Genomic DNA, 25,621 nt, shown 5'->3' on the forward strand with positions numbered 1-25,621 from the left:
CCCTTGTTGCACAAAATCCTTCTTGAAAAACACCACTAGTCAAGCAACAAGGTCAGGCTGTACGTTCTCAATCTTTTTAGCCGCCGAAAAATGGCGCCTAAAAAGGATTTCCACTTCCATCCTTAACGCAAACCCTCGGTGATTTTCTAACCCATCCAATCAAGAAAATCTGCGAATTTGCGGTGAATTATATAGCGTCAAGCCAACTTCAACCACGATTCCAAAAACCTCTCCTGTTTTAGTGCGGCACGTTAGAAACGCTACGAATTGTTTTATGAAGCTATGTAGGCACTCGTTGCAAACGAGCGCCAGTAGGAAAATCAACTAACCCATAATTATTTTTTCTCAAAAAACTTGTTTGTTTAAAATTTTATTCTACATTTGTAGAGCAATGTTTTAATTTGTAGAACAAAAACGTAAGCCATGCGACATATTTATATTTTACTAGTTGTTGTACTTGCTGTTGTAAGTTGCAAAACCAATCAAACTAAGAACAAGTTGCGCGAAGGTCGTTGGATAGAGCATTACACGCAAGACAGCGCCAAATACAAATCAATTGGTACCTATCGCAAAGGTGATCCGGTAAAAAAATGGCGCTATTACCTTGACGGTAAAATTATAAAACGTGAAAAATACAAAGGAGCCATTTGCAAAACCGTTATCTATCATCAAAACGGTCAAATACAATCAAAAGGAATTTCAAAAATTGATATAACTGAAAAATATGCACATTGGTACTACAGCGGCAAATGGCTGTATTATGACGAAAATGGAAAATTAACCACCATTAGAACTTACGATAAGGGAGAATTACTATCAGACATACCACAAAATTAATATACGATGCAATTAACAAACTCAGAAGAACAACTCATGGAACACCTTTGGCAACTTGAAAAAGCCTTCATGAAAGATTTACTCGAAGCCTATCCAGAACCAAAACCCGCTACCACAACAGTTGCCACTTTGCTCAAACGCATGATCGACAAGCAATTTGTAGCCTATCGCGAATATGGAAACTCAAGAGAATATTATCCTTTGGTCAAAAAAACCGACTATTTCTCGAAACACGTTAACGGATTGATTAGTAACTTTTTCAACAATTCGGCATCACAATTTGCTTCTTTCTTTACCAAAGAAACCAATTTGTCGCAAACGGAACTGGAAGAACTCAAGAAAATAATTGACAGTGAAATTCTAAAAAAGAAAAAATGACCGACTTTCTAATCAAATCAACCCTCAGCCTCGTGGTGCTTTTAGGAGTGTATCACTTGCTGTTAGAAAAGGAAAAAATGCACCACTTCAATAGGTTTTACTTGTTGTTTGCTTTGGTTTTTTCGATGGTGATTCCGTTTATAACTATTGAAGTTGTTCAGGAAATTGTACAACCCACAGTAACACCCGGAAATATCCAAATCTTACCAGCAACCACCGTTGTAGTAGAAGAAACAAACTATTTGACCATTGCGCTTTGGGGTTTGTATGGATTAGTTACTCTTGTTTTGGGATTTCGATTTCTGTGTAATGTGGTACAGATTTCAAAAAAAATGAAATCAAATACAGCCATTGCCTACCAGAATGCTCAATTGGTTTTGGTTCCCGAAAAAACGTTACCGCACACGTTCTTGAATACCATTTTCATCAACGAAACAGAATACAACAACCGTCAAGTTGAGGCCGAATTGTACACGCACGAGCTTACGCATGTGACTCAAAAACACACTTTGGATATTTTATTTATCGAAGTATTGAAAACTATTTTTTGGTTTAACCCTATTTTTATTTTTTATAAAAAAGCCATTCAACTCAACCACGAATTTCTCGCCGATGAGAAAGTGGTGCACTCTTATAACAATGTTCCGTTTTACCAATCTTTGTTGCTCTCAAAGGCAAATGCGAACCCAACTTTTTACTTGGCCAGTAATTTGAACTATTTAATAACTAAAAAACGATTACTTATGATGACTAAAACCACATCAAACTCAAAATCAATTGCGAAGAAAATTATTTTGATACCTGTTCTATCTGTACTATTTTTCTTGTTTTGTTTCAAAACTATTGCTCAAGTAAAAAACATTGCACAAGTTACCACCAAAACTAAACTTACAGCAACTAACGATTCCCGAAAAGATGAGTACTTCGCTGGAGTTAGAGTGGTCATTCATGATCTTGTAAAAAACAAAGAAATTGATACCAAATATGAAGATCTAAGTGAAGAGTACAAGAAAAAAGATTTATTCTATGTGCCAACTGCCTTTGAAAAAAAATCACCAACAACTCAAGAATTAGAAAACTTTAAAGATGCTAAAAAATACGCCATTTGGATAGATGGGGTTCACCAATCCAATAAAGCATTAAACAATTTTAAACCTAGTGAAATTGCTTTTTTTCAAGGTAGTAGTGTTTCAAAAAATGCAAGAAGCAAGAAATTCCCACAGCCTTACCAATATAATTTTTACACACATAATTATTTCGATAAAAATTTAAAAAACTCGCACAAGAAATTCGATGGAGAAAAATTAGAAATAACTATTTGTAAAGATAAAAATACGAGACCTATTAGAACAAAATAGTGGACAAGAACATAGACTGAAAAAACAAAACTTTTAACTCCTCTCTAGATAAAAATTTAGGTTTCTTTCTTTACCAAAGAAACTAATTTGTCGCAAACGGAATTGGAAGAACTCAAGAAAATAATTAACAGTGAAATTCTAAAAAAGAAAAAATGACCGACTTTCTAATCAAATCGACCCTCAGCCTCGTGGTGCTTTTAGGAGTGTATCACTTGCTGTTAGAAAAGGAAAAAATGCACCACTTCAATAGGTTTTACTTGTTGTTTGCTTTGGTTTTTTCAATGGTGATTCCGTTTATAACAATTGAGGTTGTTCAAGAAATTACACAACCCACGGTTGCACCTAGAAATATCCAAATCCTACCAACAACTGCGGTTGTAGTAGAAGAAACGAACTATTTTGCCATAGCGCTTTGGGGTTTGTATGGATTGGTCACTCTTGTTTTGGGGATTCGATTTCTGCGTAATGTGGTGCAGATTTCAAAAAAAATGAAGTCAAATACTACCATTGCATACCAGAATGCTCAATTGGTTTTGGTTCCCGAAAAAACCTTACCGCACACGTTCTTGAATACCATTTTCATCAACGAAACAGAATACAACAACCGTGAAGTTGAGGCCGAATTATACACACACGAGCTTACGCATGTGACTCAAAAACACACTTTGGATATTTTATTTATCGAGGTATTGAAAACCGTTTTTTGGTTCAACCCCGTTTTCATTTTTTATAAAAAAGCCATTCAACTCAACCACGAATTTCTCGCCGATGAGAAAGTTGTGGACTCTTATAACAATGTTCCGTTTTACCAATCTTTGTTGCTCTCAAAGGCAAACGCGAACCCAACTTTTTACTTGGCCAGTAATTTGAACTATTTAATAACTAAAAAACGATTACTTATGATGACTAAAACCACATCAAAAAGAAAAGCATTTGCCAAGCAAGCCTTGCTCTTGCCTGCGGTAACAGCGTTACTATTTTCATTATGCACCAAAGTTGTAGCGCAGCAAACGGCTACAAAACAAAATGCGCAACCCAACAAATCAGAAGGTTTGTTTCACAACTATTACAAAAAAACGACTTTTAAGGTAAAAGATGAAAGGGGAAAAATTGCCGCAGAAAAAAAGTACAATGACTTAACTCCTGCTGAAAAAAAGGCGATTCCTTCGATAATTTCAAAAGAAGAAAGACTACCAACCAACGAAGAATTATTGGCTAAAATAAATAAAGGCGCTCCTGAGACAATCGAAATAGATGTGTTTAGTGCCGAGAAAAAAATCGTAAAAAAGGGAGAAAACGACATTTATAATACTGTGGAAATAAGCGAAAAACCTGATTTCCCTGGTGGAATGATGGAATTTTATAGATTCGTAGGTAACAATTACAAAACTCCAGAGCAACCCAATTTAAAAGGAAAAGTTTACATTACTTTCATCATTGAAAAAGACGGAACTGTAACTGACGTTAAAAACCTCCGTGATATTGGTTATGGCACTGGTGACGAGGCAGTACGTGTAATGAATATTTGCCCAAAATGGATTCCCGGAAAGGTAAAAGGAGAGCCCGTGCGCGTTATGTATAGTTTACCAATAACGATACAATCAGCGAAACCGTAATTGAATAGAAATCCGCTTCAAATCTATACCTGAAGCGGATTTTTTATAGTAAAATCAGTTACTTTTTGCTGCTAACCCACTAAGGATTCGGTATATTTCAAGAACAAGTGGTTTTTGTTTTGTACCAGCGCTACCAATGGATCAAAGGTGTTTTCGGCTGCATCGTATAATTGAGCTAAGTCGGCACTCAAATCTTGAACTGCAATTGGTTCTAAATTTTCGCTTCTGATAAATCCTAAAAAGGAAGCACCAATACCAAAAAGTTCGTAACCGTATTTTTCAAACAAATGTTTTGCCAAGGCGTAATTTTCAAAAGGATCTAAATCACTATGAAAATAACCGTTAGGAAAACCACAAATTCCCTCGTAAGATCGGGTTACAGGCATAATTTTAAGGATAATTTCTTTATCTAAAAACTCAAAAGGTGATTGATTAATCCTTTTTAGGATCTCCATTTCTTGATCATCAACCGTCAGACCTTTATCGCAAGCTTCCGCAAAATCGACATTTTCTGTCTGTTTTAAGAAATTCTTCTTAATTATAAAAAATTCTTCCGGCGTAGAAAGATAACCTAAATGTTCCCCGTTTTCAAAACAAGCGGCGTCAAGACCAGACAAATCATATCCTTCTGTATCCTCGAGATCATTAGAATTCACTGCATGTGTGCTGGTATATTCTGCCTGACCTAAATCATCAAGCGTCACTATGATGGTTTTTTGGGGATTATTGTTCTTGTAGGTCTGATAAATATCCATCAGCTCTTCGAATGAATTTAAATTTTTGATAATAAAACTATCAAACAAATTCTCACCTGCAGTGTATGCTGAGATCAAAGCTTTTTTTTCCATAATTCTAAAATTGTCTAAATGACATTGTTTCTTTTGAAGCAACCTCAATTACTAGCAATATGTATGTTTACACAAAGTGAAAATTCCAGACGTTCAACTTTTTGAGCTCAAAACAGCGGCAAACTTCCTGATCGAGTATTTGCCCTTTATGAAAATGTTTCTTGCGGAAAATACACTTGAATTTATCACAATTTTTATCATTTCGTCAAACCCTTATTCTAGATTTAGTTGCTCATTTATTATCTTATTTTCACTTTTTCTCTCTGATTTTCTCCTTTCAGACTTTTGCTTTTGTACATACTTACAAATGTTTCCAAGAGCCATTTCGTATTCAGCCATAAACGAACCTTGTTTAATCATTATACCATTCATAGGACACGTTTCGTATCCACAATTATGTTTTGAATATTCTCCGAAATTTTGATGTCTTATTCGTTTTTGCTTTAATATTCTCTGTTGATTTTCACGTATTTTTCTCCACAATTCTTCCTTATCTCCATTTGTCAATTCCATTCCTAAAGTTTGTACTTTAAGATAAGTCCAAGGATCTTTTAATTGAAGAAAATCAAATGTTTTCTGAAATATTTTATTTGCGTAATCCCGAATAAAAATTTGTTCTTCGATGTTGATATTATTATTTTCACAAATAGAACGATAAAGTCCTAACGTATTAAAATCTGTATAATTTTTATGATTCTCAATGAAGAATTTATACTCTTCAAAATTTAGTTCGTTAAATTGCCTATCAATTTTCATAGATTCTTTTTTACAGAAAGTTCAAAATAAGTTAGTGGTTAACGTCTCGATTCTACAAAGTTCTGAAACTAAATTAAGCCCTATTTTCGGATTTCTCTAATAATTCCACAAACAAAACCAACTTTCCATTAAGCTAATTGCCAAATCGATTGTATCGTGTGGTTGGCGGTTCGGTTTTTTTACCATTCACTAAATTCGTGATATTGAAGATTTCTTTCTTTTATTGTTGATTCGAATTCTTTAATTTCTTTATATGCTTCTTCTACAATATTTTTATTTTCGTACCAAATATCATCTGCTGGATAATAACAAACTCCATTAGTTAATTCGGTTAAAATAGCACTAGTTAAACTCGCAAATCTTAATTCAAAGCTATCGCCTGAATGCCAAACAAAATTAACAACTTTCTTGCACCTCTGTAAACGATTTTCTATTTGGGGTTCTGCGATTTCAACACTAACTTGCTTTTTTCCAAGTATTTTTTCAAAGAAGTTTAATTTTGGTCTTAGACTTTCCTTTTCTGCATTAAAATCATAATTGTTAATATAAATTTCAAAGCCACTTATAAGTTTCTTTTCTGTTAAAATTCCTAAGTGTGGATTTTTTAAACTAAACTTAAACGGTAAAAAACCTTCTTGAGTTTCAAATGAAAAATCTGGATGAATTTCTGCATTCATATCAAATTCATTTAGTCTTTTAACAATTTTTGGAATTAATTCGTCTGATAATTTTTCAACGTAAACATTTAAATCTAAACTCATTATTTTCGTGGATTTGTTTTTCTACTTGTGGTTTTTCGTTTCGTTCGGCTAAACTGACCACTAACGTTCCCGCGCTAAAAGCAGTTTGGGGTTAAATTAAGCCAATTGCCCAAATTGCTTGTAGCGTGCGTTGTACCTAGTTTTTTTCAATATGTTCTCTGTCTAATACATCGCTCAATTTATTTAGACTAGATCTCGAAAATCTTCGGAATGCAAATTCTATAAACAGGTATCTGATCATTAATATTTGCAGTAGAACAACAAGTACAAATATTATTGAGAACTCTTCTTTATTGGTAAAAAATTGAGCGATTAAACCAATGAAAGGAAAGCATAATAAAACGCTTAACAAAATTCGGAAAGCTTTGTTTATTTCAACATTCACCTGTCCGTTTTGATTGTTAATTTCACCACTTAAAACACAAAATGATCCTTTTCCAATTTCTGATGATATAATCCTAAATGTATTGTCTTTAATTATTCCACGAAATGATTTGTCAGTTATATTTGAAATGAAGCTTTCAGACTGTTCTGTTCTTCTTTTTAAACGTTCAATAGTTTCTGTTTCTTCTCCAATTATTTTGAAAGTATAATCGCTTTTTGGAAATATGCTCATTAGGTATTTCGTCTTTTAAAATTAGGTACAACTTGTAAATAAGCGAAAAAACACTTCATATCCACAACCAAACATGTGGAAATATTCTAAAGTTTGTTTCACTTTGAGTCTTCCAAATATATTAAAATTATCTTACAAATTATTAGAAAATCAGCAACTAAAAATCGGACTCGCGTGAAGGATGGCAGCGGAAATCCTTTGTGTTTTTTCTTTAAAAACACAAAGATTGCAGCGTACAGCCTGACCCGAAGTTTTTCACGGAGGGGCACGCCCACACTTCGGCTACGCTAAGCATAAATGATGAATCTAAAAAAACAAATCCGCTGCCTAGTACAAGGAGCGGATTCATCAAACTAAAAATCTAAAAAAAACTAACTGAACTCTTTATCGGGGTTGTAACCCAAATACGGCATGGCGGTTTCGTGAAAAAGTACGCCGTAGGATTCTAACTCTTTTAGGATGGGTTGGTACACCTCTTTACGGATGGGCAATTGCACGCCGGGTGTGGTAATTTTTCCGTTTAATATTAGTAAAGTAGCCATGGCTACCGGTAAACCAACGGTTTTGGCCATCGCGGTATGGGTTTGATCATCGCCGAGGCATACCATTTTGGAATCGATTTGTTCTTTTTTGCCGTTTAAAATGTATCCAAATTTATGGTACATGACAATCATGTCTTTATCGTCGGGCTGCAAAGTCCAACTATCGGTTAATATTTTTTCTAAAATTTGAGCTGGAGTGGCGTTTTTGAGTCCGACTTTTTTGTTGGGATTGAACAAATCAAGCTCTAACAACTTGTCCCACATGATATCGTCCTGATCAATTTTGAGAATCAAACGCGTCTTGATTTCAACCGAATCGGTAGGATGATACGGCAGAAACGAGTTGACAAATTCACGGTAACTCATGTTCTCGGAGTTTTCCATGATGTAACTGTCATCGGTCATGCCGAGTTGTACAAACATGTTCCAAGCTTTTGAAAAACCTACTCTACGAATAGTACCGCGGTATAAGGTAAGTACATCATCAAGGCCATACACAGAGCGGTATTTTAGGGAATCCCTGTTTGAATAGGCTTCAAAACGACCGTAACCTTCTACTTGTAAAAACTCGGTTCTACGAAACAAATTGCAATAGGGTATGTATTTGTAGGTGCCTTCTTGAATAAACTTTGCAGCGCCGCCTTGACCTGCCAACACCACATTGCGCGGCGCCCAAGTAAATTTATAATTCCACAAATTCGTATCTGATTCAGGAGCGACTAATCCGCCACAAAAAGACTCAAACAAAATCATTTCGCCGCCTTTCTCCTTCACTTCATCAATCACTTTCATGGCGCTCATGTGATCAATTCCCGGATCGAGGCCAATTTCGTTCATGAAAATAAGGTTGTTTGCTTTTGCCTCAGCATCTAATTCTTGCATGGCATCGCTCACATACGAGGCCGTTACCAAATGTTTTTTGTAGGTGATACAATCTTTAGCTACTTGTATGTGCAAGTGTGCGGGCAACAGAGAGATTACAATGGTGGCATTTTGAATGGCCTGCTGACGCTGTTGCGCATCAAATATATCTAGCGCAATGGCTGTAGCATTGGGATGGTTGTTGGTTTTTTTTTGGGCCAAAGCCAATGACAAATCACCAATAACGAGATGCAACTGTTCATCACCGGATTTTTCAAGTAAATACCGAATTAAAGACGAAGCCGACCTTCCTGCACCGATGATTAAAATTGTTCTCATTTTGTATATTTATAACACAAACATACATAATTGTTGTATTTATAACAAATAAAACCGGTTTATTTTGAACAGTTGCGGCAACTATTTGCAAAATCTGTGGTACGAAAACCACGGTAAACTAAAGTAAGAATGGCTTGTAAATAAACCCTAGATGAAATACTTTTGTACAAAACACCATGCAACACATGAAAACAACATACATCAAAGCCGCAGCCATTTTAGGAATGATTGCTATAATTTTAGGAGCTTTTGGCGCACATGCCTTGAAAAAAGTTTTATCGGTAGATCAATTGGCTACTTTTGAAACGGGAGTCCGTTACCAAATGTACCACGCCCTATTTTTATTACTGGTTGGGCAACTGGATATGCTTTCGCAAAAAGCAAGCAAAGCCATTTATTACTTAGTTTTAAGTGGAGTTGTTTTGTTTTCAGGATCGATTTACCTTTTAGCAACCAATTCACTCACATCATTCGATTTTAAAATTATCGGATTCGTAACACCAATAGGCGGTCTCTTACTAATTATTGCTTGGTTCGTATTATTAGCATCAATTTTTGATAAAAAATCACAAAATCATCAGAATTAAGAAGTAACTGAAATAATATTTCTATTTTTGCAGTCTATAAAAAGAAACTATAAACACAAAATTTATGGACAACAGCACGCTTTTCTCGCAATCGATTTCGTTAAAAGACCTAGGAATTGAAAATGCAAAAATTCAGTACCAGTTATCTCCTGAAGAATTACACGATATTACAATAAAAACAGGCCAAGGAATAGAAAGTTCTACTGGCGCACTAGCTGTAAACACAGGTGAATATACTGGACGCTCTCCACAAGACCGTTTCATCGTACGTGACGCTATCACCGAAGATAAAGTATGGTGGGGCAAAGTAAACATTCCGTTTGAGCCTGCTGCTTTCGAAAAGCTATACAATAAAGTTACTGCTTACTTATCAAATAAAGAAGTTTTTGTTCGCGATGCTTACGTATGTTCTGACCCAAACTACAGATTAAATGTTCGTGTAGTAACCGAAACGCCTTGGGCAAATTTGTTTTGCTACAACATGTTCTTGCGTCCTGAAGCATCAGAATTAGAAAATTTTACACCAGAATGGACTGTATTATGTGTACCAAGTTTTATGGCTGATCCTGCTGTAGATGGAACACGCCAAAGTAATTTTGCTATTTTAGATTTTACTAAAAAAGTAGCTTTAATTGGTGGTACAGGTTATACCGGCGAAATGAAAAAAGGAATTTTTTCTGCATTAAATTTCATTTTACCAGTTGACAAAAACACTTTGCCAATGCACTGTAGTGCGAATGTTGGAAAAAACGGTGATACTGCTATCTTTTTTGGTTTATCAGGAACAGGTAAAACTACTTTATCCGCTGATCCAGAGCGCAAATTAATTGGTGACGACGAGCACGGTTGGACCAATGAAAATACTGTTTTTAACTTTGAAGGCGGATGCTACGCAAAAGTAATCAACCTAACCGAAGAGAACGAACCAGACATCTTTAGAGCTATTAAAAAAGGAGCTATTCTTGAAAACGTTGTTTTTAAAGAAGGAACCAACGAAGTTGATTTTGAAGATGTTTCGATCACTCAAAACACACGTGTAAGTTACCCAATTTCGCACATTGATAATATTCAACCAGGATCAATTGGTAACAACCCGAAAAACATATTCTTTTTAACGGCTGACTCATTTGGTATTTTGCCTCCAATTTCAAAATTAACTCCAGGTCAAGCAGCTTATCACTTCATTTCAGGTTACACCGCTAAAGTGGCAGGAACAGAAGCAGGAGTAACAGAACCTCAACCTAATTTTTCAGCTTGTTTTGGAGCACCGTTTATGCCACTGCACCCAACAAAATATGCTGAAATGTTGAGCAAAAAAATGAAAGATGCTAACGTTACCGTTTGGTTAATCAACACAGGATGGACCGGTGGCGCTTACGGCGTAGGTAGCCGCATGAAATTAAAATATACAAGAGCTATGATTACTGCTGCGCTTAATGGCGAACTAGATAATGTAGCTTACGAAGATCATAAAGTTTTTGGTATTGCTAAACCACAATCTTGTCCTAATGTTCCTAGTGAAATTTTAAATCCTAGAAACACTTGGGAAGACAAAGATTTATACGATCAAAAAGCAGTAGAGTTGGCGCAAAAGTTCAAAGAAAATTTTGCCAAATTCGAAGAGTTCGCTAATCCAGAGATCTTAGCGGGCGCACCAAACGCTTAAGTTAATATTAATTCAACAATTCTCCAGAGCCGTTCATTTTGAACGGCTCTTTTTTTTAGCATTTCTCTAAGTAAAAAGAAATCAACTATTTACAACAGAATTAAAAATTTGGCCTTAAATTTGCCATATCAATCACAATCAAAAATCACCAATCATGTTCAAACCCTTTTTTATCTTATGTTCAGGCGCCGATAGCGAGCTCCTAGACGGTTGTTCCCAAGGCGAACAAACCAAATATGTAGGCATTGGCGCTACAGTTTTTTTTACTGCTGTTATGGCTTTTCTGGCCAGTGCTTATGCCCTATTTACCGTATTCGACAGCATTTATCCTGCTATTGCTTTTGGCGTTGTTTGGGCCTTGCTTATTTTTAATTTAGATCGCTTTATTGTTTCTACTATCCGAAAAAGAGATCAGTTTGGCGCCGAATTTTTACAAGCTACACCAAGGATTATTCTAGCCATAATTATTGCTGTTGTAATCTCAAAACCCTTAGAAATTAAAATTTTCGAGAAGGAAATCAATACTGTTTTGTTGAAAGAAAAAAATGCTATGGCTTTGGCCAATAAAAAAGAAGTAGCGAACTATTTCAAAAGTGATTTAGACAAAAACAAAGCCGAAATCGACAAACTAAAATTAGAAATAGCAACTAAAGAAAAAGAGGTTAACACCTTGTACGAAACCTACATCAAAGAGGCAGAAGGTACAGCAGGAACTAAAAAGCTAGGAAAAGGTCCTGTTTTTAAAGAAAAAATTGCCAAGCATGATCTTGCTAAACAAGAATTAGACACTTTGCAAAAAACCAACTTGGCTAAAATTGCTGAGATGGAAAAAAACACAAAAACTTTACAAGCTGATTTAGACAAAAAAGTAACCGAAACCCAACCTATTATTGACGGCTTTGACGGTTTAATGGCCCGAATCAATGCCTTAAACAAGTTGCCTTGGTTGCCATCGTTTTTTATCATGTTGCTATTTTTAGCGATTGAAACCTCACCAATTATTGCAAAACTTTTGGCTCCAAAAGGCGAATACGATTTTAAATTAGAGGATTTAGACACTGCCTTAAAAGCAACGATTGAGCAAGACAAATACCAGCGCTCACTGCTAGTAAAAACAAGTGAAGCCATGCATAACAAAGTATATGCAGACATTGCCGATGATAAAAAACTCTATGACTTACAGCGTAAAAACGCTATTGATTTACTAGAATTACAGTCTAACAATTTTGTAGAAAAACAGAAAAAAACATTGTAAAAAAGAAATTAGTAAGCATAAAAAAGTCCTAAAATCAAAAGTAAATTATCTTTTGATTTTAGGACTTTTGACTTTAAGACTCCAACATTATTTACATGTGACTCAAGATTTCTTTCTTGAAGGCATCGTATTCGCCTTGTAAAATTAAGCCGTTATCGAGTAGTTTTTTATAATTCTGTAGTTTTTCAAACAATTCGTCTTGAGATAAACCGGCAAGTCCTGCTTCCTTACTTGGTTCTGGAACTGATTGCGCTTGTTCATTTTCATAATTATAAACTGGTGGCTGTACTGCAGGCATGATTTCGGCAAAACTGGTTACTTCTTCGGTTTCCATTTCTTCTATAAATTCAACTTCTGGGGCAGTAGTAATTGCATCCGAATCATTAATGGTAGAGGTATTTCCCGCTTTTAAAATATCGAGTTGTTCTTTTGCGTAGGTAAAGATTTTACGCGCCTGTATTTTCGGAATATAATCAATCGATACTTCCATGTTGGTTCTTGTTGTAAATGAAAACTCTGAACCCAAAATATTTTCTTTCACGAAGGTTCCCACAATTTCATCCCACGTATAATCGATAAAATTCATAGAAAGTCCTAAGTTTTTCGGCTGGCAAATGATAATTCGTTTGTTAGTCATAACGATACTATCTGGCAAAACAGTCAAAGCTGGTTTTTTTTGAACAGCGATATAGCCAATCTCTTCGTTCTTCATTAATAAATCACTCAATTTAGAAGCGATTTTCTCTATGGCTTTTGGATCTTGTTCCTCGTTTAAAAATTTTTTAAATTGTTCTTTCATAAATTGGGCAAATTATATTTCAGTGCTACTTTGTAATTTTTATTTTACTTTTAAACAACAAAAGTAATGCCTAAGTTACTACTATTATGGAAAGAAAAAAAATTACTACTGAAACGCTAAAGTAAAACTGCGCCAAAAGCCCCTTCAAAAATGAAATTCTACAGAATATAAGATTGTGCTCTTTGTTTAATTTCCTCTTGAAAATTTGAGTCAACTCTAAACGGACTTTGAAATACCTCTTTGACAATTTCGCTCGAAAAAATGGAAGTTTCAATTTTGTCTTGCTGAAAATAACCAAATTGTTTAATCAAATTACAAGGGATTCCCATAAAAAGCTTTTGAAAAATTTTATGAAAAAAACTAGAATCACTTACTATTGTAGTACCAATGTGGCTGTATTTACAATCCATTTGTAAAGCAATCTCAATTGCATCTTTGATGCCTACTTGGCTGTTCAAACAATAGGTATTATGCAATACAATAAAATCAAACTGATGTTTTTGTTCTAAATACAACACACCCAAACGAATCGCTTCTGCCTTTGTAACTGCTTGCTTAAAATTTAAAACTGTAATTCTTTTATTCATACTATTAAATTTTTCCAACTGATTGCAGTCGCAGTCGTGTCCCAAATTGTAATTGACCAAACAAATATGGTAGTTCAAATTTTGATTTACAAATTGGCTCCACTCCTCAACCCACACATCACCTGTTTTATAATTAAAGGGTATCACTATACCTATGCATGACTTTTGGATCATTCCAATTGCAGTTTTGTGTGCTTTACGTCGTTTTGCACTTCCTATTAACTTTTCTACGCGTGTACCAATTTCATTTAAACTAAGAGGCTTTACCATGTATTCATTGGCTCCCAAGGAAAATGCATTTGCAATCATATCCGCATTCTTGTTACCAGACAAAACCATAATAGGAATAGTACTTTTTTTTATCAATCTGATGTACTTTATGATTTCTAAACCCGATTTCTTTTTGATAAAATCTAATGTTTTATATTCGAAAGTTGAGTTAGGAATTACCGGCATATCGATATCTGTAATGACCAAGTCTGGTTCATAAGAATCGTAAACTTGAATACCATCGGCCATGTTATTGACAGATTGCACCAAATAACCTAGATCCTTTAATAACTTTTCAATGGTCAGTAACACTAATTCCTGATCATCTATAAGAAGCACTTTCATGATTTTTAATTTAGTTCTATAAAATTAAAAACGTATAATGAAGCCCTTCTGAATTTTCGCTGGAAGGTTAAAAAGTAACGGTAAATGGTTAGTTTCATTAGCTTTTATAAACCCACTAGTTAACATTGAAAGGCAAAAGCACTTTATGATTGGTGTGTTACCACTATAGGAGATTTAATCTTTTCATTAGCTCCGGTTTATTTGCTCTACTAACAGGGATGACCTCTTTGCCAATTAAAATACTATTGTCTTCAATGTCAATTATTTTGCTAGTATTGATCACAAAAGAACGATGCACTTTCAAAAAAAATTGTGGAGGTAATTTATCTTCGATTTTCTTTAAAGTAGAATGTACAATGTAGTTTTTTGCATCCGTTTTGATATGAATATAGTCTCCTTTGGCTTCAACGATTATTATTGAATCGGTGTCAATCTTGATTAACCTTCGATCAATATTGATGTAAAAAACCTTTGCATCGTCTTCTACTACCTTTTTTACATCAGCTATGACAGGTGTTTTTGAATGAGAAGCTGCTTTTTGGATAGCCTTTTTAAATCGTTCTTCTGTTATTGGTTTGACTAGATAATCAACAATACAATCGTACTCGAAAGCTTCGATTGCGAAATTTTTATCACCTGTAACCAATATTACTTTGGGAGGATTTTTTAAAGTTTGAATAAAATCAAAGCCTGTAAAATCTGGCATATGAATATCTAAAAATATCAAATCTACCGCAATGCTATTCAAAAACTTAATCGCACCAAGTGCATTGGGAAAATCTTGAATAAATTTTACCCCTGGTGATACAGCAATCATTTGAGTTAGGATCGCTCTAGCTGTTTCTTCGTCATCAATAACAATACAATTCATATCAAAAAATTATTATAAGCAAGCTACAAACTCTTGCATGGATTTCAGAATAATTTCAAACTCAGGTTGCAAAATTTTGCTATTTAGCACCAAATTATCTTCATGATTTTCAGCAAGATAGTAACTTTCCTCTAATCCTAACATTGAAATTTTGTGCTTTATTTTATGTACTATTTGTGCAGCAGCTTCTGTATTACCTGCTTCTATTTCCAATTTATAAGCATTAATTTCTTCAGGCAACTCTCTTTTTAAAATAGCGATTAGTTTATTTCTAAACTCATAATTCGCACCAGATAATTGGTCTATGTAATTGGTATTAGGCTTTTCCATCGTGCTTTGCTATTGTAAAATAAAATGTGGTTCCCGCCTCGAGTTGGCTTTCTAGCCAAATTGTTCCTTCATAAAATTCTACAATTTTTTTCACAATTGATAATCCAATTCCAGAAGAGGAATTATTGTTTTCTAATTTGAAAAAAATATCAAATATTTTCGATTGGTATTTATCAGGGATTCCAACTCCGTTATCTTTTATGTAAAAGTGGTGAAAATCAACCTCTTCTGTATGGCCAATTGTAATATTTATTTGTTTTTTATTGTTGTACTTGATGGCATTTTGAATAAGATTTTGAAACAATTGCATAAACCTTGTGTCATTACCCCAAACCTTTGGCAAAACAGTATCAAAATTAATGCTGATGTGTTCTTCGCTGTATAAACGAATAGTATCTTCTAAAATCAAATTTAAATCAATCCATCTGTCTAGACTGTCTTTGTTTTGTACTTCGGAATAATTTAAAATTCCTTTTATCAACAAATCCATTTTTTCAACATTAGAAAGCATTAATTGCATCGATTTTAAATTGCTCTCATTCATCATCTCCTTGTTGTCTTCAATAAACCAATTTATAAGAGCATCAATGTTCCGCAAAGGCGCTTTCAAATCATGCGAAACCATATGCGCATACTCGTTTAATATGGTATTTTGATTTTCGAGGTGCGCCACTAACTCTTCTCTTTGTTTGTTAATTTTTAAAATTTCTATTGATTGCTTTTTTATATATTCTGTAGAATTAAATGATCCTGCAGTATCAATTTGAGCCACATCCAAACTCATAGATTGCAAAATAAACTCTAAGTTTTTATTGATTTCTTTCAAACTTTCAGCCTCATCGCGAAGTTTTTGATTGGCTCTAAAAAGTTCATCAGAACTAATTTTCATTGCACGTTGAAGGAGGCTTATTTGACTCTCAAAATTTTCGTAAGACTCATTTACAGCCGCAAGAAAAATATCCAAATCATTTAACCCACCCCGCAGTTTTTTATCTATTTGTCTTTTCAATAAAGAATTCATTACTCACTTATTAAGGTTAAAGTCATGGTTTGATTGTGTAGTTCGCAAGTGGCACTACCATTAAATGGCGCTAATTCTCCGTAAGAGTAAAAACCTGTTATGGGCACTCGTTCGCCTATTACTTCACGTACTTGGTCTAGTTCCTCTTCTACTCTTTGGTCCATCACCAATTTGCGACCCACGCAACTAATAGCAAGTACGAACTCTGGTTTTGTTTTTCGGTTTTTCATACCAAATTCAGCGGCTTGTAAGGCTCCATCTGCAATATTATCTACGGAGGCCATCATGAGTTGTACTTTTGAATCTGTAGGAACATCGCCTGCTAAAATCATTGACGAGTTCGCATTATCAATATTCAAAATGGTTCGAACTACTGGCTCATTTCGGTCCTGTGGCGTTACATTTAAGGGATAAAACAAAGAAGCTTTGGGTAACTCGCTTGCTTTGTCACCCAAATAATTTTTATAAAGATCAAGTGCTGGCTGACCATCAATTTCAAATAATACATTGCCTTGGGAACGGGTTACAATACGCTCTGGCCCAAAAGGGATCCAACCTCCAAAACTAGCAAAACTAATCTCTAATGATGCTCCATAAAATCCAATTAGCACGACTTCTCCCTCTTTTGGGTTCTCTTTATAGGAGGCAATTGTTTTTTCAAAACGCGAATCATCTCCACACATTCCGCCAGTAATTCTAACTTGAGATTCTAAAGCACTTTCGAGGCCTTTGATAAGTGAACTTCCGTTTACAAAACTCCCTTCAGAAAGAACGAAAAGGTGTTTTAAGTCTTGCTTAGGGATTTTTTGATATAATACTTCACCCAAATCTTGTGCGTTTTTTTGATAATCTAAAATATTAGCTCGTTCTACGACAAAGGAACTATTCTCAAATTCGATGGCTGTTACAGTGATTGAATTATCAAAAACATTACAACAGAGAATTTCTCCTGCAGTAGACCCAAATACAAGATGTTCATATGGAAATTCTGCACGGATAGCATCAATTACTTGTTCATCTTCTAATAAAAATCGATTCCCAAAAACTAAAACCAACGGGTTATTGAGTTGTTTTTTTTCTTGAAAATAATTCCAATCTTGGTTTCCGACCTTACTTGCTTGTATAACTTTCATGCTATTATTTTTTTATTTTGATAAAAAAAGTCGACCCAATATTCAATTCACTCTCTAACCAAATTTCACCCTTTTCAGCTTCGATTATTTTTTTTACAATGGCTAATCCAAGTCCAGTTGAGTTTTTATTTTGCGAAAAGGATTGAAAAGTATTAAATACCTTGTCATAATTTTCTTTATCGATTCCTATTCCGTTATCCTTAATCGAAAAAACAACATTATCTTGATATTCTTCAGCTTCAATTTCTATTTTACCGAATTCTTTATCTATGTAATTAACGGCGTTAACAATTACATTTTGAAACAATTGCTGGATTCGGTAACGGTTAACCAACAAAACTGGTAATTCTTTTTCTACATGAATGGTAATGTGTTTTGGAACATGAATTATCTCTATAATTGATTGAATTAATTCTTGTATGCTCACTTTCTCTTGTACGGAATCATCCTTGCCAATACGGGAATACGTCAAAATTCCATCTATGAGATGATCCATTTTTTCTACTTTATTTTCAATTAATTCAAAATATTGTAAAGTTTGGGCTGTAAATGCTACATCATTGTCCTCTTTTATCCATGCTAATAGAGAGTGAATACTATGCAATGGCGATTTCAAATCATGCGATACCATTTGCGCATAATGCTCTAATTCTTTATTGGTTTTTGCTAAACTTTCGACCAACTGCTCTTGTTGATTTTCGAGTTTTTTTTGATTAGTAATATTTTCCTGAATAGCAAAATACCTGACAATTTCATTTTTTTTATTGTAAAGAGCTTGACCTTGTACTCTAACCCAATATTTTTCTTTGGATTTAGTGTAATTTAGAATTTCACAATTAAAAGGATGACCTCTCCTAATTTGGTTTCGGATGTAGTTAATAGTTTCCGGTTTTGACTCAGGCCCTTGCAATACTTTTCCAGGAGTAAAGCCAATTAACTCTTTCTTGGTATAGCCTGACATGAGCTCAAAACTAGAATTTACCCATTCTATTTTACCGTGATTATCGCAAATTACTACCGAGTTGATATTTTTTTCAGCAATTAATGACAATAGATACAACTCTTCCTCTTGCGCTTTTTGATCTGTAATGTCTAAATGAATTCCTATCGACCCAATCATTTTACCACTCACATCATAATTAGGCGCGGCACTAATTAGCCAAGAACGTTCTTGTTGTTCTTTATTTTTAACTAAAATTTCATAGGAATCACTTATCCCTTCAGTACGCAATTTCATCTTAGCAGCTACCAGCGATTGGTTTTCATCAGTTTGAAAAAGGCCATTCACTTCAGCTCCCATTAATTCATCTATCTCGTAACCACTCATTTGACTAAAACTATGATTTGCAAACGTAATTTTATCTTGCATATTAACTTCAATCAAACCGAGATTCATATTAGCTATGATATTACTGTATTTTTCCTTTTCATTTTTTAAGCTATTTTCATATTTCTTTTTAATAGTAACATCAACATACGAGGTTAAATTACCCGAATAACGATCATCTAGAATGATAGGTACGAAGCTGCGTTCTATAATTCTTCCATCAGCAAGTTCTAATTCTTCATTTAAAACGGGCTCTTGATTATGTAATATTTCATCTAATCTTTCCAGATAAGATGTTGGCTCTACGAAATAATGCTTGGTTTGCTTCATAATTTGTAACGCATTATTTCCTATCAATGAATCAGAATTAGCATCAAAACCAAACATGGTTGAAAATTTTTTGTTTGCTAATAGAATTTGTCTGTTTTCATTTTCTACAATGATTCCTGTTTGTAAGTTTTTAATCAAAAAAGTCAATCTATTTTCGGACTCAATAAGCTTCAAATCAGATGCATTCTTTTCTGTAATATCTTCAATTACTGCAAAATATTGCGATGGCTGACCCTCGTGATCGCAAACAGGCTGTGCTTTAATTTTGGCCCAAAATGGTTTATCATTTTTACGAGCATAAGGCACCTCAACTTCAAACTTTTCTTTTTTAAAGAAAGGGTCTACGAGCTTTTTTAAATCAGTAATAGTCATTTGATCACACGAACCAATTTGCGCTGCTGTTTTACCAATGATCTCCTCTTTAGCACGACCTGTTAATTGCAAATAGGCAGCATTGCACCAAAAAATTACTCCATTAAGATCTGTAAAAAAAACTCCATTTTCATTAGTACTTGCTACTAATGACAGTCTATTTAACGCTTCTTGATCTTTTTTTAATTTCTTCTTTTGATCATTAATTTTGACCAACAAAACTTTTAAATCCTCGTTGGTTATTTCTTGTACTTTTAAAACATGTAATAAATCTAATGAAGGATCATGAAAAGCAAAGTCATGAAGAGTTAAATTATTACGAACGACCTCTTCCATTGAAACAAACCATGGCGTGCCCACAAATAGTAAATAATTTTCATATGGTTGTAGTTGACCACGAAGTTGAACTCCGTTTAACTGGGCCTCAATTACAATCAATTGGTTTGAAATGTTTTTTAAATTCTCAAAGTTCTGCTCTATCAAGAAGGGTCTTTTAATACTAAACTTCTGTAAAAAATTCTCGTTCAAATTAGTATCCGGAAAAATTTTCATTAAGCTCTTACCTATTCCTTTTATTGAAAGGCCATCATCAATAAGGATATAAAAGGGAAAGAGTTTATTGAAACTATTTTCATCAAAATTAAAATTGATTTTTTCCATTTTGACTTACCATGAGATGTTAAAAATTTCGTGAGTACTCCCGTGGTCACGAGTTTGAAGTAAAGTAATAACTACTGCTTTTTTGTAAATAATTCCTAAGCCTTGAATGAGTCCTCGAACAAAGTCTTGGAGACCCTCGCGCTTTGAAAAATAATGCAGTTGCAAACTATTTTCGGTGATTTGAGAAACTTTAAATTCAGGTGGAGTTAGTTTAGGGTAAATTAGCATCACCCGATTGTGAAATTGTGGTAAATTAATTAAAAATTCACGTAAATCTCTTCCGCCGGCTTCCATTAAACCACCATACTTGACCTTTGTGGTATTGACCACCCACCATTCGCCAAAACTTATTAAAACATTAGATAAAGTAGTATTAGTTTCCTCTGCAATTGCTCGAGCCAATGCGTAAGTCAAATCGTCATCATAAGGCTCGTTACTGATAAAGTAATCAACATCAACTCCACTTCGGGATTTCACGCGTTCCCAGCAATCTTCACCAAAATTAGCAAGAACTAAGTCCTCTATTGCTTTATTGACAATTCCATACATATTATTGAGATATTAGTTCGTTGCAACTCCAATACTCAATTAACTTATGAACGCGATTTTTATAGTCTTCATATTTTAGAGGCTTTAACAAATAACCAGCAATGCCAATTTTGTAGCACTCTAAAATATCTTTTCGACTGTTCGAAGTTGTTAATATGATGGCTGGAATATACTTGTACGCTTCCTTACTCTTAAGCTCCCGCAAAAACTCAATGCCATTAATTTTTGGCATATTCAAATCTAAAATTATAATATTGGGGATGAATGCCGCTTTTGAAATAATATTCAACGCTTCCTCACCGTTGTGGGCCTCAACAATTTTTTTTGGCACATTTATCTCATTCACAACCCTATTGAATTTCATTATTTCAATAGCATCATCTTCGATCAACAAAACATTTAAAACTTTCATTTCCATTACCTTATAATTTATCTAAATATACCTACCCTTTAAAATTATTTGATTTTATTTCGTTCAATAATCAATTTCCTTCGTTGAATGGTACTTTACGATAGATAAATGGAAATAGCTCTACAATTCTGATCTCTTTATTTTAGACAAACTATTGAAAACCAAACCATACGAGTGATCTATTAGCTCCTTCAAAAGATCAGTTGGCAGTATATTGTTTATTGAAACGGTATTCCAATGCGTTTTACTCATATGAAAACCAGGCTGGATTGCATCGTACTCGGCGCGCAACTCCAAAGCTCGCTCTGGGTCACATTTCAAATTTACTGATGGCTCGCCTTTTTCCCATTGGCTCAGAGACGACAGCGCAAACATTTTTCCTCCTACTTTAAAAACCAAAGTATCTTGATCAAACGGAAAATGCTCCGTAACGCCTTTTTTAGACAGACAATATTCGTAGTAAGTTTCTAAATTCATAGCTATTGAATTTGGTATAAAACAGGTTTACTTGGGCTGGCATCATTCTCAAAAGAAGCGATCTGTAAATTTAGTAAATAACCGCCATCCATAATTTCATCAGCTACATAAATCATTTCCGTAATGGTACAATTCAATCGTGCATCATTATTGAGGTTATTGACATCAGTAACATTCCAAAAGGCTTTGTGAGCAAGCAATTTTCCTTCATCATGTTCTTTATCTACACTTGGTAAATCAATCAGTAAATGTTGAATTCCGCTTTCGCAAATGAAACGTGCAGCATCTTCAGCTAAATAAGGCGGATTGGTATTTGAATATTTTAAATGCTTTTTGGTTTCTAAATTGGGTATTGTTCTAATGACAATTGCCTCAGTAGTTTTCCCCATCAAAGCATTTTCAATTTGATTTTTAGTAATCACCAAATCACCATCAATTGATTCCGGTTGCGCCGAAATTAACTCAGCCAAAAAGAAAAACTGTTTCAAACATTGATTGATGCTGTAAAAGTTACGCGTAATATGCCCCAAACACTCGGTATGCGTACCGTGCCCGTGCGGATTGAAGAAAATATTGTTAAAGTTCGTCGATGATTTCCCTTCTGAAACTTTCCCGATCCAATCGCCAAAAACAACTGGTTCAATAACAGGTTTTTCAATATACCATGCAATTGGATTTTCATCGGTATTAGTCAGCGGAATCGAAATATCAATAGGTTTTGATAGGTCGATTTCAAAGTTGTTGATTTTTGCTTTCATAGTTTTTTAAACACTAAGTTCACAAAGAAGACACTAAGGACACAAAAGATTAGTGAACTTTGCGAACCTTGCGGTTTAATAGTTATTCCAAATTTAAGTAAAATAAGTCCGACGCTATGCCATCAGTCAAAAACTTTCCTTTGGGTGTTGGTTTCAAAATGTTGTTTTCAATTAACACCAAATCATCATCGAGGAATTTTTGGGTTTGTTTTCTCAAATAATCCAAATATTCAATTCCAAATTCAGTTGCTATTCTTGTTAATGAAACGCCCCAAATGGTTCGTAATCCCGTCATAATATATTCATTATAACGATCGGCTACTGATAAAATTTCGACTTCATTTGGCAACGTATCCTCTTGAATACCTTTCAAGTAAAAGGCATTATTGGCTATATTCCAACTACGGGAAACACCATCATAACTGTGTGCCGAAGGACCAATTCCGATGTATCTTTTACCCAACCAATACGCCGAATTATTCTTAGAAAAATAGTCTGGTTTCCCAAAGTTTGACAATTCATAATGCACAAAACCATTTGCCTCAAGCTTGTCAACCAAAATCATAAAATGCGCCTCGGCAACTTCATCTTTTGGAGCAGCAATGGCGCCGGTTTGTATTAGTTTTTTCAAAGCTGTTTTTGGCTCGACCGTTAAGGCATAACTGGAAATATGAGGAATACCAAAACTCAAGGCTGTATCGATATTTTGCTCCCATTTTTCATTGCTCATGGCAGGAACTCCGTAAATCAAATCCAATGAAATGTTATCAAAATATTGGGTGGCTATTTGTAAACATTTTTTGGCTTCCGCCGAATTATGAGCTCGATTCATCAGAAGTAAATCTTCTTCAAAAAAAGACTGAATCCCAATACTCAATCGGTTGATTTTACTTTTTGATAATTCAATAATGCGCTCCTCAGACAAGTCGTCTGGATTGGCCTCCAAAGTAATCTCGGGATTTTCAAATACTTTAAAATTAGCGTATACCTCATTGATCAAAAAATTAATTTCGTCAGAAGTTAGCACACTTGGCGTTCCTCCACCAAAATAAATTGTTTCCACACTATCATTTTGAAACTCCGTTTTTCGCATTAGAATTTCTTTGGCCAAAGCCAAAACCATTGCATCTTTCTTCTTCATGGAAGTCGAAAAATGAAAATCGCAATAATGACACGATTGCTTGCAAAAAGGTATATGTATGTAAATTCCGCTCATTTCTACAGTATTCAGTTACAGTCGCAATTTACAGTTGCTGCGACTGAAAACTATTTCTTAACTCGTTCTTCATTTTGTTTCACAAAAGCGTCCCAACCGGTATAACTTTTTTCGCCAACGGTTTTACCCGAATTAAAAAAATGGCACACCGCGGCCGCCAAACCATCTGTAGAATCGAGATTTTTGGGCAATTCTTTCAATCCTAAAAGTTGCTGTAACATTTTAGCAACCTGCTCTTTTGAGGCATTCCCGTTTCCGGTAATCGCCATTTTTATTTTTTTGGGTTCGTATTCGGTAATCGGGATATCTCTGGAAAGTCCTGCAGCCATCGCCACACCTTGGGCACGACCCAACTTCAGCATCGACTGAACGTTTTTGCCAAAAAAAGGCGCTTCAATTGCAATTTCGTCGGGATTATGCGTATCGATTAACTCAATCGTTCGTTCGAAAATGATTTTCAGTTTTTGATAATGATTGTCGTATTTAGACAATTGCAATTCGTTTAATTGCAAAAAATGCATTTTTTTATTGACAATTTTGATCAACCCAAAACCCATAATCGTGGTTCCAGGGTCAATTCCTAATATGATGCGTTCGTTTGACAAATCTTCTTAATTTATACTTTTTTGTTATTACACGAAGATGCTCTAAGGAACCACAAAGGTTCACTAAGCCTACCTTGCTTCTACTATTTTTGTAAATCTTCGCGAATTCTTTGTGAATCTCTGTGAAATAGCTTTTTCACAATAGTTTTCCTTTACTTTGCAAAATGATTTCAATACCACACAAAACTAAGCAATTCCTTGTACTTCTTATCAAACTATTCATTGTTGGTGGTGCGTTTTATTTTATTTACAATCAACTAGCCCATAATGATAAACTAGACTGGCAAAAGTTCCTTATTTTGTTTCAAAAAAACCAATCTGTTGGCGGAATTGCATTTATTTTATTGTTGAGTGTTTTGAATCGGTTTTTCGAAATACTGAAATGGCAAAACTTAGTACGATGTATCCATCCCATTTCACTTGGCGACGCTACAAAGCAAGTCCTTGGCGCACTTACCGCAGGACTTTTTACACCAAACGGCGTTGGCGAATATGCCGGAAAAGCGTTGTTTTTTCCTAAAACGGAAGCAAAAAAAGTAGTGTTTTTAAACTTGATTTGCAACGGAATCCAGATGCTATTGACCGTGCTTTTCGGGATTGTAGGTTTTTTGTATTTTAACATGCAATACCACATTGTCAGTAATCAAACTATGTTGCTAGCTTTAGGTGTTTTACTCTTACTCGGAATCGTTTTGTTTTTGGTAAAAAGAATAAAGATAAAAGGCTACTCTCTTGATAAATTACTCCAAAAAATCAATGAAATTCCAAAAGCCATTCATCAAAAAAATATTTTCCTTGGTTTGTGTCGATACTTAGTTTTCTCTCACCAATATTACTTTTTGTTTCTCGCCTTTGATGTCGATTTGCCTTACGGAATCCTGATGGCTGCTGTTACGAGTGTGTACTTTTTAGCTTCTTCATTGCCTACTTTTCAGTTTTTAGACTTTGCCGTAAAAGGCAGTGTTGCGGTATATTTCTTTAGCCTTTTGGGTGTAAATGAATTGATTGTTATCTTTATTTCAACATTGATGTGGTTCCTTAATGTCGTTATTCCTGTTGTGATTGGTAGTTATTTTGTGTTGAATTTTAAAATTGTTGCTCCCGTACCAACAAACGAAAACCATCTAAATTAAACCCAG

At 34.6% G+C, this 25,621-nt stretch carries 26 protein-coding genes and 1 pseudogene; 9 read left to right on the forward strand and 18 right to left on the reverse strand.

Annotated features, from left to right (window positions below; all coding sequences use genetic code 11):
• Positions 1 to 423 precede the first annotated feature (423 nt).
• From L1S34_RS10800 to L1S34_RS10820, 5 genes and pseudogenes are all read left to right on the forward strand, one after another.
• Positions 424 to 837 (forward strand): hypothetical protein, encoded by a 414-nt coding sequence (locus L1S34_RS10800; RefSeq protein WP_166135826.1) that lies wholly within the window; start codon positions 424 to 426, stop codon positions 835 to 837.
• Between the two features lie 6 nt (positions 838 to 843).
• Positions 844 to 1,215, forward strand: coding sequence for a BlaI/MecI/CopY family transcriptional regulator (locus L1S34_RS10805; protein ID WP_166135823.1), 372 nt, complete (start codon positions 844 to 846; stop codon positions 1,213 to 1,215).
• The gene (locus L1S34_RS10810; RefSeq protein WP_236364031.1) at positions 1,212 to 2,573 is read left to right on the forward strand and encodes a M56 family metallopeptidase; all 1,362 of its coding nucleotides are present in this window, start codon (positions 1,212 to 1,214) and stop codon (positions 2,571 to 2,573) included. The genes L1S34_RS10805 and L1S34_RS10810 overlap by 4 nt, the downstream gene beginning before the upstream one ends.
• A 63-nt stretch (positions 2,574 to 2,636) precedes the next feature.
• Positions 2,637 to 2,729 (forward strand): annotated as a pseudogene (locus L1S34_RS10815) (BlaI/MecI/CopY family transcriptional regulator); the annotation flags it as partial.
• Entirely contained in the window at positions 2,726 to 4,189 is a 1,464-nt protein-coding gene (locus L1S34_RS10820; protein WP_236364032.1) for a M56 family metallopeptidase, read from the forward strand. The pseudogene L1S34_RS10815 and the gene L1S34_RS10820, both read left to right, overlap by 4 nt.
• 71 nt (positions 4,190 to 4,260) lie before the next feature.
• Here L1S34_RS10820 and L1S34_RS10825 read toward each other — a convergent pair whose 3' ends face one another.
• The 5 genes from L1S34_RS10825 to L1S34_RS10845 form a co-directional block, all read right to left on the reverse strand.
• Positions 4,261 to 5,037, reverse strand: a complete 777-nt coding sequence (locus L1S34_RS10825; RefSeq protein WP_236364033.1) for a DUF4253 domain-containing protein — start codon at positions 5,035 to 5,037, stop codon at positions 4,261 to 4,263.
• Positions 5,038 to 5,250: 213 nt separating this feature from the next.
• A complete protein-coding gene (locus tag L1S34_RS10830) occupies positions 5,251 to 5,793 on the reverse strand; it encodes a hypothetical protein (RefSeq protein ID WP_236364034.1) in 543 nt (180 codons plus the stop codon).
• Between the two features lie 179 nt (positions 5,794 to 5,972).
• Positions 5,973 to 6,554, reverse strand: coding sequence for a hypothetical protein (locus L1S34_RS10835; protein WP_236364035.1), 582 nt, complete (start codon positions 6,552 to 6,554; stop codon positions 5,973 to 5,975).
• A 136-nt stretch (positions 6,555 to 6,690) separates the two neighbouring features.
• Positions 6,691 to 7,170 (reverse strand): hypothetical protein, encoded by a 480-nt coding sequence (locus L1S34_RS10840; protein ID WP_236364036.1) that lies wholly within the window; start codon positions 7,168 to 7,170, stop codon positions 6,691 to 6,693.
• 371 nt (positions 7,171 to 7,541) lie between these two features.
• On the reverse strand, positions 7,542 to 8,912 hold the full coding sequence (locus L1S34_RS10845) for a saccharopine dehydrogenase family protein (RefSeq protein WP_236364037.1): 1,371 nt from the start codon (positions 8,910 to 8,912) through the stop codon (positions 7,542 to 7,544).
• A gap of 185 nt (positions 8,913 to 9,097) precedes the next feature.
• Here L1S34_RS10845 and L1S34_RS10850 point away from each other — a divergent pair, with 185 nt between their 5' ends.
• The 3 genes from L1S34_RS10850 (at position 9,098) to L1S34_RS10860 (ending at position 12,420) form a co-directional block, all read left to right on the forward strand.
• A complete protein-coding gene (locus L1S34_RS10850; protein ID WP_236364038.1) occupies positions 9,098 to 9,499 on the forward strand; it encodes a DUF423 domain-containing protein in 402 nt (133 codons plus the stop codon).
• 64 nt (positions 9,500 to 9,563) lie between these two features.
• Positions 9,564 to 11,165, forward strand: coding sequence for a phosphoenolpyruvate carboxykinase (ATP) (gene pckA, locus L1S34_RS10855; protein ID WP_236364039.1), 1,602 nt, complete (start codon positions 9,564 to 9,566; stop codon positions 11,163 to 11,165).
• A 154-nt stretch (positions 11,166 to 11,319) separates the two neighbouring features.
• The gene (locus L1S34_RS10860; protein ID WP_236364040.1) at positions 11,320 to 12,420 is read left to right on the forward strand and encodes a DUF4407 domain-containing protein; all 1,101 of its coding nucleotides are present in this window, start codon (positions 11,320 to 11,322) and stop codon (positions 12,418 to 12,420) included.
• 91 nt (positions 12,421 to 12,511) lie between these two features.
• Here the strand turns inward: L1S34_RS10860 and L1S34_RS10865 are convergent, their stop codons facing one another.
• From L1S34_RS10865 to ruvC, 13 genes are all read right to left on the reverse strand, one after another.
• Positions 12,512 to 13,219 (reverse strand): PH domain-containing protein, encoded by a 708-nt coding sequence (locus L1S34_RS10865; RefSeq protein ID WP_166135794.1) that lies wholly within the window; start codon positions 13,217 to 13,219, stop codon positions 12,512 to 12,514.
• A gap of 158 nt (positions 13,220 to 13,377) precedes the next feature.
• Positions 13,378 to 14,421 carry a response regulator gene (locus L1S34_RS10870; protein WP_236364041.1) on the reverse strand — a complete coding sequence of 348 codons (1,044 nt, stop codon included), beginning with the start codon at positions 14,419 to 14,421 and terminating at the stop codon, positions 13,378 to 13,380.
• 163 nt (positions 14,422 to 14,584) lie between these two features.
• A complete protein-coding gene (locus L1S34_RS10875; protein WP_166135788.1) occupies positions 14,585 to 15,292 on the reverse strand; it encodes a LytR/AlgR family response regulator transcription factor in 708 nt (235 codons plus the stop codon).
• A 12-nt stretch (positions 15,293 to 15,304) separates the two neighbouring features.
• On the reverse strand, positions 15,305 to 15,622 hold the full coding sequence (locus L1S34_RS10880; RefSeq protein ID WP_236364042.1) for an Hpt domain-containing protein: 318 nt from the start codon (positions 15,620 to 15,622) through the stop codon (positions 15,305 to 15,307).
• Positions 15,609 to 16,643, reverse strand: coding sequence for a sensor histidine kinase (locus L1S34_RS10885; protein ID WP_236364043.1), 1,035 nt, complete (start codon positions 16,641 to 16,643; stop codon positions 15,609 to 15,611). Before L1S34_RS10885 ends, L1S34_RS10880 begins: the two co-directional genes overlap by 14 nt.
• The gene (locus L1S34_RS10890; protein WP_236364044.1) at positions 16,643 to 17,776 is read right to left on the reverse strand and encodes an FIST signal transduction protein; all 1,134 of its coding nucleotides are present in this window, start codon (positions 17,774 to 17,776) and stop codon (positions 16,643 to 16,645) included. The genes L1S34_RS10885 and L1S34_RS10890 overlap by 1 nt, the downstream gene beginning before the upstream one ends.
• A gap of 4 nt (positions 17,777 to 17,780) precedes the next feature.
• Positions 17,781 to 20,465, reverse strand: coding sequence for a PAS domain S-box protein (locus tag L1S34_RS10895; RefSeq protein ID WP_236364045.1), 2,685 nt, complete (start codon positions 20,463 to 20,465; stop codon positions 17,781 to 17,783).
• A 6-nt stretch (positions 20,466 to 20,471) separates the two neighbouring features.
• Positions 20,472 to 21,014 carry a heme NO-binding domain-containing protein gene (locus L1S34_RS10900; RefSeq protein ID WP_236364046.1) on the reverse strand — a complete coding sequence of 181 codons (543 nt, stop codon included), beginning with the start codon at positions 21,012 to 21,014 and terminating at the stop codon, positions 20,472 to 20,474.
• A gap of 1 nt (position 21,015) precedes the next feature.
• On the reverse strand, positions 21,016 to 21,426 hold the full coding sequence (locus L1S34_RS10905; protein ID WP_236364100.1) for a response regulator: 411 nt from the start codon (positions 21,424 to 21,426) through the stop codon (positions 21,016 to 21,018).
• Positions 21,427 to 21,546: 120 nt separating this feature from the next.
• Positions 21,547 to 21,903, reverse strand: coding sequence for an MmcQ/YjbR family DNA-binding protein (locus tag L1S34_RS10910; protein WP_236364047.1), 357 nt, complete (start codon positions 21,901 to 21,903; stop codon positions 21,547 to 21,549).
• A gap of 2 nt (positions 21,904 to 21,905) precedes the next feature.
• Entirely contained in the window at positions 21,906 to 22,661 is a 756-nt protein-coding gene (locus tag L1S34_RS10915; RefSeq protein WP_236364048.1) for a cyclase family protein, read from the reverse strand.
• A gap of 82 nt (positions 22,662 to 22,743) precedes the next feature.
• A complete protein-coding gene (gene hemW, locus L1S34_RS10920; protein WP_236364049.1) occupies positions 22,744 to 23,877 on the reverse strand; it encodes a radical SAM family heme chaperone HemW in 1,134 nt (377 codons plus the stop codon).
• A gap of 50 nt (positions 23,878 to 23,927) precedes the next feature.
• A complete protein-coding gene (gene ruvC / locus L1S34_RS10925; protein ID WP_236364050.1) occupies positions 23,928 to 24,482 on the reverse strand; it encodes a crossover junction endodeoxyribonuclease RuvC in 555 nt (184 codons plus the stop codon).
• Positions 24,483 to 24,646: 164 nt separating this feature from the next.
• Here ruvC and L1S34_RS10930 point away from each other — a divergent pair, with 164 nt between their 5' ends.
• A complete protein-coding gene (locus tag L1S34_RS10930; RefSeq protein WP_236364051.1) occupies positions 24,647 to 25,615 on the forward strand; it encodes a lysylphosphatidylglycerol synthase domain-containing protein in 969 nt (322 codons plus the stop codon).
• The last annotated feature ends 6 nt before the right edge of the window (positions 25,616 to 25,621 follow it).

The sequence above is a fragment of the Flavobacterium sp. K77 genome (genome assembly GCF_021608205.1).
In the GTDB taxonomy this organism is placed as follows: domain Bacteria; phylum Bacteroidota; class Bacteroidia; order Flavobacteriales; family Flavobacteriaceae; genus Flavobacterium; species Flavobacterium turcicum.